Source organism: Amycolatopsis sp. cmx-4-83 (genome assembly GCF_046548815.1).
GTDB lineage: Bacteria > Actinomycetota > Actinomycetes > Mycobacteriales > Pseudonocardiaceae > Amycolatopsis > Amycolatopsis pretoriensis_A.
The window spans coordinates 344606-359284 of record NZ_JAEBEF010000006.1 but is presented as its reverse complement, the minus strand read 5'-3'; the positions used below and the strand labels follow the sequence as shown (position 1 = coordinate 359284).

General features: G+C 74.8%; 11 protein-coding genes. 6 read left to right on the top strand and 5 right to left on the bottom strand.

The window, feature by feature from the left end; genetic code table 11:
- Window positions 1–12 precede the first annotated feature (12 nt).
- The 3 genes from ACLJQM_RS20455 to ACLJQM_RS20445 are packed head-to-tail and all read left to right on the top strand — an operon-like array spanning window position 13 to window position 7627.
- A complete protein-coding gene (locus tag ACLJQM_RS20455; protein ID WP_410632386.1) occupies window positions 13–1728 on the top strand; it encodes a fatty acyl-AMP ligase in 1716 nt (571 codons plus the stop codon).
- Entirely contained in the window at window positions 1725–6170 is a 4446-nt protein-coding gene (locus tag ACLJQM_RS20450) for a type I polyketide synthase (RefSeq protein ID WP_410632385.1), read from the top strand. The genes ACLJQM_RS20455 and ACLJQM_RS20450 overlap by 4 nt, the downstream gene beginning before the upstream one ends.
- Entirely contained in the window at window positions 6161–7627 is a 1467-nt protein-coding gene (locus tag ACLJQM_RS20445) for an MFS transporter (protein ID WP_410632384.1), read from the top strand. Before ACLJQM_RS20450 ends, ACLJQM_RS20445 begins: the two co-directional genes overlap by 10 nt.
- A 12-nt stretch (window positions 7628–7639) precedes the next feature.
- On the opposite strand, the gene ACLJQM_RS20440 is transcribed toward ACLJQM_RS20445, so the two are convergent.
- The 3 genes from ACLJQM_RS20440 to ACLJQM_RS20430 all read right to left on the bottom strand — a co-directional run bounded on the left by ACLJQM_RS20440 (window position 7640) and on the right by ACLJQM_RS20430 (window position 10829).
- A complete protein-coding gene (locus tag ACLJQM_RS20440; RefSeq protein WP_410632383.1) occupies window positions 7640–8782 on the bottom strand; it encodes a DICT sensory domain-containing protein in 1143 nt (380 codons plus the stop codon).
- A gap of 81 nt (window positions 8783–8863) precedes the next feature.
- Window positions 8864–10360, bottom strand: a complete 1497-nt coding sequence (locus tag ACLJQM_RS20435) for a cryptochrome/photolyase family protein (RefSeq protein ID WP_410632382.1) — start codon at window positions 10358–10360, stop codon at window positions 8864–8866.
- A 10-nt stretch (window positions 10361–10370) separates the two neighbouring features.
- Entirely contained in the window at window positions 10371–10829 is a 459-nt protein-coding gene (locus ACLJQM_RS20430; protein WP_360769154.1) for a MarR family winged helix-turn-helix transcriptional regulator, read from the bottom strand.
- An 81-nt stretch (window positions 10830–10910) separates the two neighbouring features.
- On the opposite strand from ACLJQM_RS20430, the gene ACLJQM_RS20425 reads away from it, so the two are divergent.
- Window positions 10911–11327 (top strand): nitroreductase family deazaflavin-dependent oxidoreductase, encoded by a 417-nt coding sequence (locus tag ACLJQM_RS20425; protein ID WP_360769157.1) that lies wholly within the window; start codon window positions 10911–10913, stop codon window positions 11325–11327.
- Window positions 11324–12523: an FAD-dependent oxidoreductase gene (locus ACLJQM_RS20420; protein ID WP_410632381.1), complete on the top strand. Its 1200-nt coding sequence runs from the start codon at window positions 11324–11326 to the stop codon at window positions 12521–12523. Before ACLJQM_RS20425 ends, ACLJQM_RS20420 begins: the two co-directional genes overlap by 4 nt.
- On the opposite strand, the gene ACLJQM_RS20415 is transcribed toward ACLJQM_RS20420, so the two are convergent.
- A complete protein-coding gene (locus ACLJQM_RS20415; RefSeq protein WP_360769162.1) occupies window positions 12493–12954 on the bottom strand; it encodes an SRPBCC family protein in 462 nt (153 codons plus the stop codon). The genes ACLJQM_RS20420 and ACLJQM_RS20415 overlap by 31 nt on opposite strands.
- Before the next feature lie 78 nt (window positions 12955–13032).
- On the opposite strand from ACLJQM_RS20415, the gene ACLJQM_RS20410 reads away from it, so the two are divergent.
- Window positions 13033–13458, top strand: coding sequence for a DUF4383 domain-containing protein (locus ACLJQM_RS20410; RefSeq protein ID WP_247023615.1), 426 nt, complete (start codon window positions 13033–13035; stop codon window positions 13456–13458).
- On the opposite strand, the gene ACLJQM_RS20405 is transcribed toward ACLJQM_RS20410, so the two are convergent.
- On the bottom strand, window positions 13409–14626 hold the full coding sequence (locus ACLJQM_RS20405) for a glycosyltransferase 87 family protein (protein ID WP_410632380.1): 1218 nt from the start codon (window positions 14624–14626) through the stop codon (window positions 13409–13411). The genes ACLJQM_RS20410 and ACLJQM_RS20405 overlap by 50 nt on opposite strands.
- Window positions 14627–14679 lie beyond the last annotated feature (53 nt).

Genomic DNA, 14679 nt, shown 5'->3' with positions numbered 1-14679 from the left:
CAAGGAGAACCCATGTCCGACGTGAACTTCCCGGCGGTGGGCGGCGGCACCCTGACCGCGTGCCTGCGGCACTGGGCGGCGACCACCCCCGACTCCCCCGCCCTGACCTTCGCCGACTTCGCCACCGACCGCGACGGGCGGCGGCGCACCCTCACCTGGCGCCGGCTGGGCGAACGCGTCGACGCCGTCGCGGGCGCCCTCCCGGTCCGGCCCGGCGACCGGGTCGCCGTGCTGTGCCCGCAGGGTCCGGACTACGTGGTCGGGTTCCTCGCCGCGATCACCGCGGGCGCGATCGCGGTGCCGCTGTTCGACCCGGGGCTGCCCGGCCACGCGGGACGGCTCGCCGCGGTGCTCGCCGACTGCGCGCCCTCGGCCGTCCTCACCACCACGCCGAGGCAGCCGGCCGTCGAAGAGTTCGTCGGGGACGTCCCGGTCGTCGCGGTGGACCGCCCCGGCCCGGTGCGGTCGTGGCCCGCTCCCGAAGCGGTCCCGGACGACGTCGCCTACCTGCAGTACACGTCGGGCTCGACCCGCACGCCGGCCGGCGTGGTGCTCACGCACGCGAACGTCCTCGCGAACGTCACCCAGGCCGTCCGCGGCCTCGGCCTCGACCCGGGCGCGTCGACCACCGTCTCGTGGCTGCCGCTGTTCCACGACATGGGACTCGTGCTCGGCCTGATCACGCCGCTGGCGCTGGGCCTGCGGTCGGTGCTGATGGACCCGCTGGCGTTCATCGAGCGGCCGGTCCGCTGGCTGGAACTGCTCGGCGACCACGCCGGCGCGTGGAGCGCCGCCCCCAACTTCGCGTTCCACTACTGCGCGAGCCGGATCCGCGACGCCGAACGCGCCCGGCTGCGGCTCGGCCGCGTCACGGCGATCGTCAACGGCGCCGAGCCGATCACCCCGGCCGTGCTCGACCGCTTCCACGCCACCTTCGCGGCCGCCGGGTACACCCCGGACAAGACGCGCCCGGCGTACGGCCTCGCCGAAGCGACCGTGTTCGTCACCACCGGGCCCGCCGCCGCCCCGCGCGTCACGACGTTCGACCGCGACGCCCTCGCGACCGGCACCGCGCGCCCCGCGGCCGACGGCGTGCGGCTGGTCGCCTGCGGTGCCCCGGCCGGGCAGCTCGTCGCGCTCGTCGACCCGGAAACCGCGGTCGCGCTCCCCGACACGTCGGTCGGTGAGATCTGGGTGCACGGCCCGAACGTCGGCGAGGGCTACTGGCAGAAACCCCTGGAGAGCACGGAAACCTTCGGCGCGCGCCTGGCCGGTGACCGCGGCGACCTGCCCGAGGGGCCGTGGCTGCGGACCGGCGACCTCGGTCTCCGGCACGACGGCGAGCTCTACATCGCGGGCCGGATCAAGGACCTGATCATCGTCGACGGGCGCAACCACTACCCGCAGGACGTCGAAGCGACTGCCGCGTCGGCCGACCCCGAGATCCGGCCCGGCAGCGTCGCGGCCTTCGCGATCGAAGGCGCCGACACCGAGGCCGTCGTCGTGGTCGCGGAGCACCGCGCGCACGCCGACCTGGCCGAAGCGGCGGAACGCGCGCTGGTCACGACGGTCCGGCGGCTGGTCGCCGACGCGCACGGGCTCGCGCTGCGGGACGTGCTGCTCGTCCCGGCGGGGCGGGTGCCGCGCACGTCCAGCGGGAAGATCGCCCGTGCCGCCTGCCGTGACCGCTACCTCGCCGGTGACTACGGGAAGGCGTTGGCACGATGAGAAACCCGGACACCCTGCGCCGCTGGCTGCTCGACGCGGTCGCCGAGCACACCGGCCTGACCGCCGAACCCGACCGGCCGCTCGGCGACTACGGCCTGTCCTCCCGCCAGGCCGTCGGGATCGCCGCCGACCTCGAAGAGCTGCTCGGCACCCGGCTGCCGTCGACGCTGCTGTGGGAGAGCCCGACCATCGACCACCTGGCCCGCAGCCTCACCTCCGGCGCCGAACCCGAACCCGCCGCGGCGGTCCGGGACCGCCGCCGGACCGACCCGATCGCCGTCGTCGGCCTCGGCTGCCGCTTCCCCGGCGCGGACGGCATCGAGGAGTACTGGGACCTGCTGCGGACCGGGCGCGACGCCGTCCGGACCGCGCCACCCGGGCGGTGGAGCGCCGACGCCGCGCCGGTGGTGGGCGGCTTCCTCGACGACGTCGCCGGGTTCGATGCCGAGCACTTCGGCATCACCCCGCGCGAAGCGGCGACGATGGACCCGCAGCAGCGGATGCTCCTGGAGGTGACGTGGGCGGCGCTGGAGCACGCCGGGATCGCGCCGTCGTCGCTGCGCGGCAGCCGGACCGGCGTGTTCACCGGTATCGCGACGCACGACTACGGCCACCTCACGATGACCGGCGGCACCCCGGACCTGTGGACGGCGACCGGCGCGGCGGGCAGCATCGCGGCCAACCGGCTGTCGTACGTCTTCGACCTGCGCGGCCCGAGCGTGGCGGTGGACACGGCGTGCTCGTCTTCGCTGGTGGCGGTGCACCACGCGGTGCGCGCGCTGCGCGACGGCGACGCCGACCTGGCGCTGGCCGCGGGCGTCAACCTGATGCTGCTGCCCGGCCCGACGGCGGCGTTTTCCGCGGCGGGCCTGCTCGCGGCGGACGGCCGCTGCAAGACGTTTTCGGCGGCCGCGGACGGCATCGCCCGCGCCGAAGGCTGCGGCGTGGTGGTCCTCAAGCGCCTGGCGGACGCCGAAGTGGACGGCGACCGCGTCCTGGCGGTGCTCCGCGCGTCGGCGGTCAATTCGGACGGCCGGTCCCACGGCCTGGCCGCCCCCAACCCGGCGGCGCAGCAGGCGATGCTGCGGGAGGCCTATCGCGGACTGGATCCGTCCACTGTGGATTACGTGGAGGCGCACGGGACGGGGACACTGCTCGGTGACCCGATCGAGGCTCGTGCTTTGGGTGCGGTTTTGGGCGCGGGGCGGGATGCCGGGTCACCGCTGCTGATCGGGTCGGTGAAGACGAACATCGCGCACGCCGAGGCCGCAGCGGGGATCGCCGGGGTGATCAAGGTGGTGCTGGCGCTGGTGCACGGCGAAGTCCCGCCACAGCTGCACTTCGCGGCGCCGAACCCGCACATCCCGTTCGAGGAGCTGGGGTTGCGGGTGGTGAGCGAGGCGACACCGTGGACACGGCGCGGTGGGCGCGCGGTGGCGGGGGTGTCGGCGTTCGGGTTCGGCGGGACGAACGCGCACGTGGTGCTGGAGGAGGCGACGGTTCCGGAGCCGGCACTCGGTGAGGACGGCCGGACCGGATCGCGAGCCGTCCCCGGCGGCCTGGCCGGCACGAGCGAGAGCGGCGGGGTCCAGGCCGGGAGGCAAGCCACCCTCGACAGCGGCGCCGGGGCCCGGACCCCGGTACCAGCCGCCCTCGACGGCGTCCAAGCTGGGCCGCAAGCCACTCCCGCCGACGGCGCCGGGACCCCGGCACAAGCCACCCTCCAGCTCGGGCGTGGCGGACCGCAAACCGCTCCCGGTGGCGGTGTCGCCGGCGTTCAAGCCGGACCGCAAGCCGGACCGCAAGCCGCCCTCGGTAGCGCCGGGGTTCGGATCGCCCTGCTGTCCGCCCGTACCCGGGACCGGCTTGCCGAGCGGGCCTCCCAGCTCGCGCGGTGGCTGGATTCCCCCGCCGGGCAACGAACTCACCTTGCCGATGTCACCCACACGTTGTTCCGGCGGGACGATGCCGGTCCGCACCGGGCCGCCGTTGTCGCCGGGGACCTCGGTGAGCTCGCCGTGCTCCTCCGGGAAGTCGGGGCCGGGGCCGATCCGCTGCCCGCCGGCGCCGTCGCCGGGCGGGCCGTCGGCGGGGAAGGGCCCGTGTTCGTCTTCTCCGGGCACGGTTCGCAGTGGGCCGGGATGGGCCGCGGGCTGCTCGCCGCCGAACCGGCGTTCGCCGCGCAGGTCGACAAGCTCGGTGATCCCTTCACCGAGCACACCGGGCGGTCGCTGCGTGCGCTGCTCACCGCCCGGGACCCCTTCTCCCTCACCGAAACGCAGCTGGCGATCTTCGGCACGCAGCTCGCGCTGGCCGCCCGGTGGGAGGCGCTCGGGGTCCGCCCGGCCGCTGTCGTGGGGCACTCGCTCGGGTCCGCGGCCGCCGCCGTCGTGAGCGGGGTGCTGACCGCTGATGAGGCCGTCCACCTGGTCGCGACGCGGGCGCGGCTGCTCGGCACCGTCGGCTCGGGCGGGGCGATGGCCGCCGTCGAGCTGACGCCGGACGAGGTCGACCGCTACCCCGGTGTCGAGCTCGCCGTCGATTCCGCGCCCGGGCAGGTGACCGTGGCCGGGGACGCGCCGGTGCTGGACGCGCTGGTCGCGGAGCTGACCGCGGCCGGGCGGAGCGCGCGCCGGCTGCCGGTGGACGTCGCCGGGCATTCGCGCGGGGTCGAGCCGGTGCTGGGCGCGCTGCGCGACGCGCTCGCCGAGCTGGGCGGGCGGCGGCCGCTGGTGCCGTGGTACGACACGGTGCTGCCCGACCCGCGCGAGCTGCCCGACTTCGACGCCGGCTACTGGGCCGCGCACCTGCGGCGCCCGGTGCGGTTCCGGCAGGCCGTGACCGCGGCCGCCGCGGACGGGCACCGCGTGTTCATCGAGGTTTCCCCGCACCCCGTCCTGCGCGGATCGCTGGCCCGCACGCTCGAGGCGGCCGGGATCGCGGACGCGGTGGTGACGGGCACCCTGCGCCGCGGCCAGGACGAAGTCCGCTCGTTCGGCGCGGCCGCGGCGGCGCTGTATTGCGCGGGCACGCGGATCACGCTCTCCGCCCCCGACGACGGCGCGAAGCTGACCGACGTCCCCCCGATGCCGTGGCGCCACGAACGGCATTGGTACACCGGCGAAACCACGCCGCCCGCGCCCGAGCGGCCCGTGACGACCCGAGCGGCACCGCCCTCCCACGGCACCGGCGACCGGCTCACCGAGATCGTCGCCGCCATCATGGGGATCTCCCCCGGCCGCCTCGACGCCGACGTCCCCCTCGTCGAACTCGGGCTCGACTCCCTCATGGCGAACCGGATCCGCGAAGCGCTCCGGCGTGAACTCGGTACCGACCCCGACCCCGCCGTCTTCCTGCGCGGCGCCACCCTCGCCGACCTCAACCGCGACCTCCGCCCGACCCGCGGCCGGGCCTGGGACGCCGCCGACCGGCTCATCCTCCGCCTCTGGCACGAACACACCGGTACCGATCCCGGCGGTACGCACCTCCGCCTGACCGGCACCGCACGACCGGAGCACCTCGCCCAAGCACTCGCCGACGGCCTCGCGACCGAACTCGGCACCCCGGTCGACCCCGCCGAACTCCTCAAACACGACTCACTGGCCGCCATCGCCGAAGTGGCGCGGGCGATCCTCGACACCCGGCAGGAAAGCCTCCTCAAACCCGGCGACGCCGGCACCGCCCCGCTCCTGCTCTTCCACCCCGGCGGCAGCACCTGCACGGTCTACCGCCCGCTGCTGGACCGGCTGCCTGCCGGCGTGCCGTGCGCCGGGTTCGAACGCGTGCCCGGGACCAGCATCGAAGAGCGCGTCGAACGGCTGCTCCCGCTCGTCCGCGCCCGCCGGCCGCACGGGCCCTACCGGCTCGCCGGGTGGTCGTTCGGCGGGGCCTTGGCCTACGGTGTCGCCGCGCGGCTCGCCGACGAGGGCGAAACCGTCGAGCTCGTCGCCCTCATCGACACCATGCTGCCGCTGCCGGAACCGGACCTCGACCCGCGGGCGTCGTCGGCGCGGCGGTTCCTGCGGTTCACCGGGTACGTCGAAGGCACCTACGGCCGCGCGGTCCGGCTCGGCCACGACGAACTCGCGTCACTGCCCGAAGAAGACCAGATCGAGCTCACCATGCGGCGGGTCGCCGAAGCCGGGTTGCTCAGCCCCGGCGTGCTGCGCCACCAGCGTCAGTCCTTTTTGGACACGCTGGCGGCCGAACGCGGGACGCCGCGCCGCTACGACGGCCGGGTCGTGCTCTACCGGGCGACCGAGCCGTACGCCGCCGGGCTCGCGATGGAACCCCGGTACTCGCGCACGGACCTCGCGGCCGGGTGGGCGGAGCTGTGCCCGCGGCTGGAGATCGTGCCGGTCGCCGCGCACCACCTGTCCGTGATCGACCCGCCGCACGTCGACGTCGTCGCGCGGCACCTGGCGGGCCTGCTGTGGCCGTGACCCGCGCCTGGCCGCTGCTGGCCGTGCTCGGGGCCGGCTTGTTCCTGGTCGCGGTGGACGCGACCGTGCTGCACGTGGCGCTGCCCGACGTCGTCCGGCAGCTGCGGCCGGGCGCCGCCGCGCAGGTCTGGATCGTCGCGATCTACCCGCTCACCGCGGCGCCGCTGCTGCTGCCGTTCGGCACGCTCGGCGACCGGTACGGACGACGGCGCGTGCTCGTCACCGGCTACGCGGTGTTCGGGCTCGCGTCGCTCGGGTGCGCGGTCGCGCCGGACGTTCCGGCGCTGCTCGCCGCGCGGGCCGTGCTCGGCTGCGGCGGCGCGCTGATCATGCCGGTGACGATGTCGCTGCTGCGGGAACTGTTCCCGGAGCAGCGGCAGCGGCGGGCGGCGATCGCGGTCTGCAGCGGCATCGCCGGCACCGGCTCGGTGTTCGGGCCGGTGCTCGGCGGGGTGCTCGTCGAGGCGTGGGGCTGGCGGGCGACGTTCCTGGTCAACCCGCCGGTGATCCTCCTCGCGGTGGTCGCGGCGCTGCGGTGGCTGCCGCGGTCCCCGCCGGGGCGGCAGCCGTGGGACGCGCTCAGCGCGCTGCTGGCGGCCGGCGGCGTGCTCGGGCTCGCCTTCGCGGCCGGGCCGTCGGGGGGCGGCTTCGCGGCCGGGGCGGCGGGCGCTGTCCTGATCGGACTGTTCGTGCGCCGCCAGCGCCGGGCGGCGGTCCCGTTGCTGGACTTGACGTTGTTCCGGCGGCCGGGCGTGCCGGGCGCGGTCGGCGGGGTGCTGCTGGTGATGAGCACGCTGGTCGGGCTCGGGTTGCTGCTGGCCCAGTACCTCCAGGTGGTGCTCGGCCTGTCCCCGACGGCCGCCGCGGCCCGGCTGCTGCTGGTGCTCGGGGCGTCGGCGGTGGGCAGCGTGGTGGCACCCGCGCTGCTCACCCGGTTCGGCAACGCGCGGGTCCGCACGGCGGGGTTCGCGGTGACGGCGGTCTCCTTGCTCGTCCCGGCCGCCGGGGCGCTGACCTCCGCGTGGTGGCTCGGCGGCGCGCTGGTGGGCACGGGGTTCGGGATGGCGCTGGCGCTGACGTCGAGCACCGACACGTTGCTCTCGGCCGCCCCCGCGGACCGCGCGGGTGGCGCGGCGGCGGTCGAGAAGACCGGCTACGAGCTGGGCGCCGGGCTGGGCACCACGGTGTTCGGTTCCCTGGCGGCGGCGGTCTACGCGGGACGGCTGGTGGTGCCGGCCGGCGTGCCCGAAGCGGCTGCGCGGCTGGCGTCGGCGGGTCCGGCACAGGCGGAAACGGCTTCACGGGGGCTGGCGGCGGCGGACGAGCTGCTCGCGGCAGCGCGAACCGCCTGCACGGCGGGGGTGCAGGCGGCCGCCGGTGTCGCTTGTGGACTGTTCGCGCTCGCCGCGGGTGTCTCGATGCTCCGCCGGAGCAGGAAAACAAGCCCCGCCGTGTAGGTCGTTATACGCTCACTGGAACCACTGGCCGGCCCCCGGACGCGACCCGACCGGGCGCACCTCCGGGATCGGGAGCGAGCCCTGGCTCGGCGGCCAGAGCGTCACCGCCGGGACGTGGCGCAGCTGGGCCCGCAGGCTGTGCAGCGGCAGCGGGCGGCGCCGGGTCAGCAACGTCGTCGTGCGCGGGTGCAGGTCGACGAACGGGTAGGTCGCGTGCAGGGCCGCCAGGCGGTGCTCCAGACGCCGGCTCCGGTCGGTCAGCTCGTGCGGGTACACCGCCGGCTGGATGACCAGGAACTCCCCCGGCCCGAGCCGGACCGCGCGGTCGAGGGGGCGCAGGCCGTCGCGCAGGAGGTCGGCGATGTTCTGCTCCGTGTGCATGCGGATGCGGGTGCCGTGCCGCCGCTCGAGGGCGCCGGGGTCGTCGACCGCGACGAAGACCAGGCCCAGCGGGACCGTGTCGGTCGCGTCGCCGAGCCAGGACTGGATGCCCGCCAGGGTGTCGAGGCCCGTGTCCGGGTCGACGGCCGGGCCGGTCGCCGGACGCGGCTCCGCGCGGGAACGGGCCTTGTCGAGCTTGGTCGCGACGTGCCGGAGCGCCGCCTCGGCGCGGCTTTCGACGTCGAGCGCCGGCGGGGTTTCGACCGAGGCCAGCACCTCGCCGACCTTGCGCCGGACCGCCGGGGGCAGCCGGTCGCCCATCGCGTCGCGCAGGCGGACCACTTCGGCGTACGCCTCGTCGCGGCGCAGGCCCCAGCGGCCGCGGAAGAGCCGGGCCGCCTCGACCGCGGACGCCGCCGGGTCGATCTCGTCGAGGTCCTGCGCGACGACCGAGGCGCCGAACGTCGGCGACAGCACGGCCACCGACCACTCGCGCGCCATCGGCTCGTCCGGGCGCAGCAGCACCGGGGTGACGCCGTGCGGCAGGTCGGGACGGCCGGAGTCGACCATGCCGACCACCGTGACCGCGGCGCGCCGCGCGATCTCGGCATACACCTCCCGCTCGCGTTCGAAGTACGGGAGCCGCTGGAACAGCGCGAACACGACGGTGTCGTCGCCCGCGCCTTCGGCCAGGGCCGCGCGCTCCACCGCGTGCGACGCCGTCACGAGGGCACGCTTGGAAAGCACGCCAGCGCGCGGATCTGCGTCGGGCATGGGATCGCCTTCGCCGGGGAAAGGGAGACAACAACCGTAAGAGAGCCCGCCGCACCCCGCTAGTCACCCGATGGTGCGAACTCAGAAGTGGTCGCGGTCGGCCTCCCGGGCGACGACCTCGGCCCGGTCCGCGAGCCGCTCCAGCCCGCTCAACGGCTGCCGCATCCGGTGGTTTCCCCGCAGCCGCGCGGCATTGCGGTCCAGGAACGCCCAGTAGCCCGCGGTGAACGGGCACGCGTCCGGCCCGGTCCGTTTCTTCGGGTCGAACACGCAACCCGGACAGTGGTCACTCATCCGGTTGATGTAGGCGCCTCCGGCGGCGTAGGGCTTGGTCCCGACGACCCCGCCGTCGGCGTACTGGCTCATCCCGATCACGTTGGCCGGCATCACCCAGGGGAACCCGTCGACGAACGCGGTCGCGAACCAGTGGGTCAGCTCGGCGGGGTCGTAGCCGCGCTGCAGCGCGTGGTTGCCGAGCACCATCAGGCGCTCGATGTGGTGGGCGTAGCCGCGGTCGCGCACGCCGGCGAGCGCGGTGCGCAGGCAAGCCGCTTCGACGGCGTCGGCGTCCAACGAACGCCACCACTCCGGCAGCTTGCGCCGCGCCTGCAAAGCGTTGCGGTGCAAGTACTCCGGCCCCTGGTGCCAGTACAGGTGCCACACCCAGTCACGCCAGCCCAGCACCTGGCGGACGAACCCCTCGACGCTGCTCAGCGGCGCCTCGCCGGCCCGGTACCGCTCCTGCGCCTTCCGGACGACGTCCCGCGGGTCGAGCAGCCCGAGGTTGAGCGGGACGGACAGCAGCGCGTGCGCCATCGCCCAGTCGTGGGTCAGCATCGCGTCCTGGTGCGGCCCGAACACCGGCAGCCGGTGGTCGAGGAACCGCTTGAGCGCGCGCTGGGCTTCGTCGTGCCCGACGGCGAACTGCCGCGGCCCGTCCACACCGACCGGGTGGATCTCCCCCGCGCGCTCGGCCGCGTCGAGGTCGGCGCGGACGCGGTCGTCGATCTCGTTCTCCCGCGGGTGCCACGGCGCGGGGACGTCGAGGCGGGTGGTCTTCGGGGGCGGCTGCCGGTTGTCGTGGTCGTAGTTCCAGTGCCCGCCTTCGGGCTCGCCGTCGGCTTCGAGCAGCACGCCGAACTTCCGCCGCTGGTCGCGGTAGAAGTCCTCCATGACGAACCGGGTGCGCCCGGCGGCCCACTCCGCGAAGTCCGCTTTGGACAGCACGAACCCGGGCGTCGGCAGGATCTCCGTGACGACGCCTTCGCCGTGCAGCTTCCGGACGAAGGCGTCGGCCGCGTGCGACGTCGGTTCGTGCACGACGACCGGCCGCCCGAACTCGCGCAGGCCGGTGCGGTAGTCCGGGGCGTCGATCAGCGTGACGCGGTCGCCGAGGTCGGCGGCGAGCCGGTGCAGCGCCGCCTGGACCAGGTGCAGCTTCTGGCGGTGGAAGGGTTTCGCGGCGAAGGCCGCGGCCGAGCGGATCACCAGGACGTCCCGGTGCCGGTGCTCGGGCGTGCCGTGGAAGTGCGGCCCGAGCTGGTCGGCGAACAGCCACAGCGCGGGCTCGTCTCGCATGCGGGGAACGCTAACCCGCTTCCGGCGGCTCCGCAGCGTACGCCCGCAGCACTTCCGTGGTGTCCCCGAGGAACCGCGCGACGACCTCGGCGTGCGCCGGCGTCAGCCCGTCGGTCAACCGGGTGACGGCGTCGACCAGCGGCGCGAGCGCGACCCGGACCTCGTCGCGGGCGGCTTCGCTGAGCACGAGCGTGATCCGCCGCCCGTCGCTGGGGTGCGGGCCGCGGCGGACGTGCCCGGCCGCTTCGAGGCGGTCGACCAGCACGGTGGCCGACGCCGAGCGGATCTTCAGCGCGTGCGCCAGGTCCACCGTGCCCATCGGCGTGCCGAAGGCGAGGTGCTGCAGCGCCTGCACGTCGGTGGCGCCCAGCCCGAGCCGGCGGGCGAGCGCCGCCTGGACGTCGTGCGCGAGCGAGAGCAGCTCGCGCAGGGCGAAGTTCACCCGAAGGGCTACCGGAACGTCTTCCACCAGGCCATTCTAGGTTAGCTAGACAATCTAGCGAGTTTTGCTACCGTGGAGCTCGTGGACGTCCGAGCGATGAATGCCGAAATGACCGCGAAGCTGATCGGTGCCCCGGCGGAGCCGCCGCCCGAAGGTGGCTACGCGCTGCGGGTCGTCGAGACCCGCGGCCGCAGCTCCGGCAGCCCCCGCCGGGTACCGCTGGCCGTGGTGGCGAAGGACGGCGGGCACTACCTCGTCTCGCCGGTCCGCGACCGCGACTGGGTGGTGAACCTGCTGGCCACACCGGAGTGCGCGCTGCTGGCGGCCGGTGAGCGGGCCGAGCGCCGGGCCGAACCGGTCGGCGGCGACGAGGCCGCCGGGGTGGTCGCCACCTACCTGGCCGCGATGTCCGTGCCGTGGGCGGTCAAGGCGTTCCCGGTCCCCCAGGACGCCGGCCACGAGCAGATCCTCGAGCACGTGCCGGGGATGGCGGTGTTCCGCCTGTCCACAGTGGACCCGGCGTGAGCGTCGCGGTCGCGGGTGGCGGCCCCGGCGGGCTGCTGCTCGGCTACCTGCTCGCCCGCGCCGGGATCGAGGTCACCGTGCTGGAAGCCCGGTCGGACTTCGACCGCGACTTCCGCGGCGACTCGCTGCACCCCTACACGCTCGAGCTGCTCGACCGGCTCGGCCTCGCCGCGGACCTGCTGGACCTCGACCACTTCAAGGCGCGTTCGTTCCGCTTCCACACCCCGGCCGGGGTCTACAGCTGCGCCGATTACGACCGCCTCCGCACGCCGTTCGGCTACGTCGCGCTGATGCCGCAGGTGCGGTTCCTCGACTTCCTCGCCGAGCGGGCGAACGCGCTGCCGACGTTCCACCTGCGCACGAACGCCAAGGTCACCGGCCTGCTCGAGGACGACGACGGGACGGTCACCGGCGTCCGCTTCCGCGGCGGCGAGCTGACGACGTCGCTCGTCGTCGGCGCCGACGGCCGGTTCTCCACCGTGCGGCGGCTGGCCGGCCTCGAAGCCCGCCCGCTCGGCGCCACCACCGACCTGCTCTGGTTCCGGCTCCCGCGCTCCCCCGGCGACCCGCCCGACGCGGACCTCGACCTCTACTTCGGGCGCGACGCGTACGTCGGCGTCCTCGGCGGCGTGCATGACTGGCAGGTCGGCTACAGCATCGAGAAGGGCGCGTACGCGGCGTTGCGTGAACGCGGGGTCGAGCCGATCCGAGCCTTCGTGCGCGAGCGCGTGCCGTGGCTGGCCGACCGGGCGCACCTGCTCACCGACTTCTCGCAGACGACGCTGCTGTCGGTGGACATCTCCCGCGTCGAGCGCTGGCACCGGCCCGGCCTGCTGCTGCTCGGCGACGCCGCGCACGTCATCTCCCCGGTCGGCGGCAACGGCATCCTGATGGCGGTGCAGGACGCCGTCGCCGCGGCGAACCGGCTGGTCCCCGCCCTGCGGCGGGGCACGGTCACCGACGAAGACCTCGCGGCCGTGCAGGCCGCCCGGATCCGCGCGATCGAGCGGGTGCAGGCCGATCAGGTGCGGGTGGAGAAGCGGGCGGCCGCGGCGCGGGCCCGCGGCCGGGGCACCGCGCCGCCGTCACTGCTCAAGTACCTGTTCGCGATCCCGGCGCTGCGCACCCGCGGGGCCCGCGGCAACGCCTACGGCCCGTTCCCGCCTCAGCTGGACGAATCCCTCTTCGCGTCGTAGGAGGTCCAGCCGCCCTCCCCTTCGGCCGCTTCGACGTCGGCGTCGGAACTGGCGGCGTGCGTCATGGCGGCGATCGTGCGCTCGAGGCCCTGCTGGACCTCGCCGCCCTCGGCCTCGCGGACGCTGTGCAGCGTCACGGTGATCTGCGAGGACGCCGGGCCGTCGTCGTCGATCCGCAGCTCGCCGTGGTAGTCGTCGGGGCCTTCCGCGCCCCACTTGAGCGACCGGGTGCCCGGGTCGGTGTGCAGCCAGGCCTCGCTCGCGACGCGCTTGCCGTGCACCTCGGCTTCGACGTGCACGCTGTCGCCGCCCTTCGGCTCGGCCACCTTCATCTCCGGGAAGTACCGGGGCAGGTTCTCCGGGTGGCTCAGGAACGCGAACAGCTCGTCGGCGGGGATGTCGGCGGTCGCGGTGTGGCGGTACTCGGTCATCGGGGTCACCTTTCGTCGGTTCGCCGGTTACCCCTGAAGCCGTGCATTAAAAGGCCCCGCACGGGGAACCTGAGGGACATGACGGCCACCGAACCCGAAACCCGGCGCGGACCCGCCCCCGTCCAGGGCATGGGCATGCTGATCGGGTTGCTCTTCCTCGTGCTCGCCGCGCTCGAGCTGATGTCGGGCGTCACCGACGGCGGTGGTCCGCACGAGCTGTTCGGGGTGTTCTCCGTGTCGGGGCTGTGGGCGCTCCTGCACCTGCTGACCGGCGCCGTCGCGGTGTTCTGCACCCGCTCCTCGCGCCTGGCCGCCCGGTTCCTGGTCGCGGCGGGGGGTGTCTACGCCGTGGTCGGCCTGGTCTTGCTGCTCCCGCTGCCGCAGGCGATCACCGACGCGCTGCCGATGAACACCGCCGGGCTCTGCCTGGTGCTCGGCCTCGGCACGGCGATGCTCATCCTGGGAGCGGGCTGGCTGCAGCGCGGGCCGGGACGGCGCCGCTGAAGTCGTCGGCCGGCCGCGGGAACCGCACCAGCACCGCCGTGACCAGCACCGCGAGCCCGAACAGGACGTAGCCGTTGCCGGTGAGCTGCTGGAGGAAGTCCCAGCGGCGCTCGACTTCGCCGCCGCGCGGCCACCACCACTGCGGTCCCGCGACGAACAGCACGACGCCGACGCCCGCCAGGACCGCGATCCCGCGCCGCCGCGTGCGGCGGGCCAGCTCCGCCCAGCCGAGCAGCACGATCACGGCCCACACCCAGTGGTGCGTCCAGGAGATCGGCGAAACCAGCAGCCCGCCGAGGGCGTTCAGGCCGAGCGCGATCGTCGTCTCCCCCGCGGCCAGCGCGCGCCGCACACCCAGCGCGGTCAGCACGAGCACCACCGCGACGAGGGGCAACCACCACGCCGTCCGCGCGTCCGCCGGGACCCCGGCCCGGGCCAGCAGGCCGAGCAGCGACTGGTCGCCGGCGTAGGTCGGTTCGCCGACGCGGCCGGTGTCCCACAGCGCACCGGTCCAGTACCGCATCGAATCCGCGCCGGCCAGCAGGAAGCCCAGCGCCGTCGCGGCCAGGAAGGTCACGCCGGCGGTGATCGCCGCCCGGGTGTCGCGGCGGAGCAGCAGGTACAGCAGGAACACCGCCGGCGTCAGCTTGATCGCGGCGGCGAGGCCGATCAGCAGGCCCCGCGGCCACCTCGGCGCGGCCACGAGGACGTCGAGCGCGACGAGCGCGAGCAGCAGCAGGTCGATCTGGCCCGCGTACAGCGTCCGCAGCACCGGCTCGAGCGCCTCGGCGACCAGCAGGACCGCGGCCACCCGCCACCGGTCGCACCGCTTCCCGAGCGCGCGCAGCACCGCCCGCAGCACCAGCGCCAGCACCCCGAGCGTCAGCAGCGTGAGGGCGAGGCAGGCCGCCCAGTACGGCAGGACCGCCAGCGGCGCGAGCAGGATCGCGGCGAACGGCGGGTAGGTGAAGAGCAGGGACTGGCCGTCGCCGGTGGGCGGCAGCGTGCCGTACAGGTCATGGCCGTGCAGCAGCGCCGCCGAGCCGAGCCGGTAGACGTCCAGGTCGACGCGGTAGGCCGGGAACCGCCACCGGCCGTCGTTGTAGGACACCAGCAGTGCCGCCAGGACCAGGACCTGCGCGCCCGCCAGTAGATGTTTCCCCCGCATCCCCAGCATTCTGTCGGGTCACCGCGCGGGAGCCATCCGGGTATCCCCCGGAC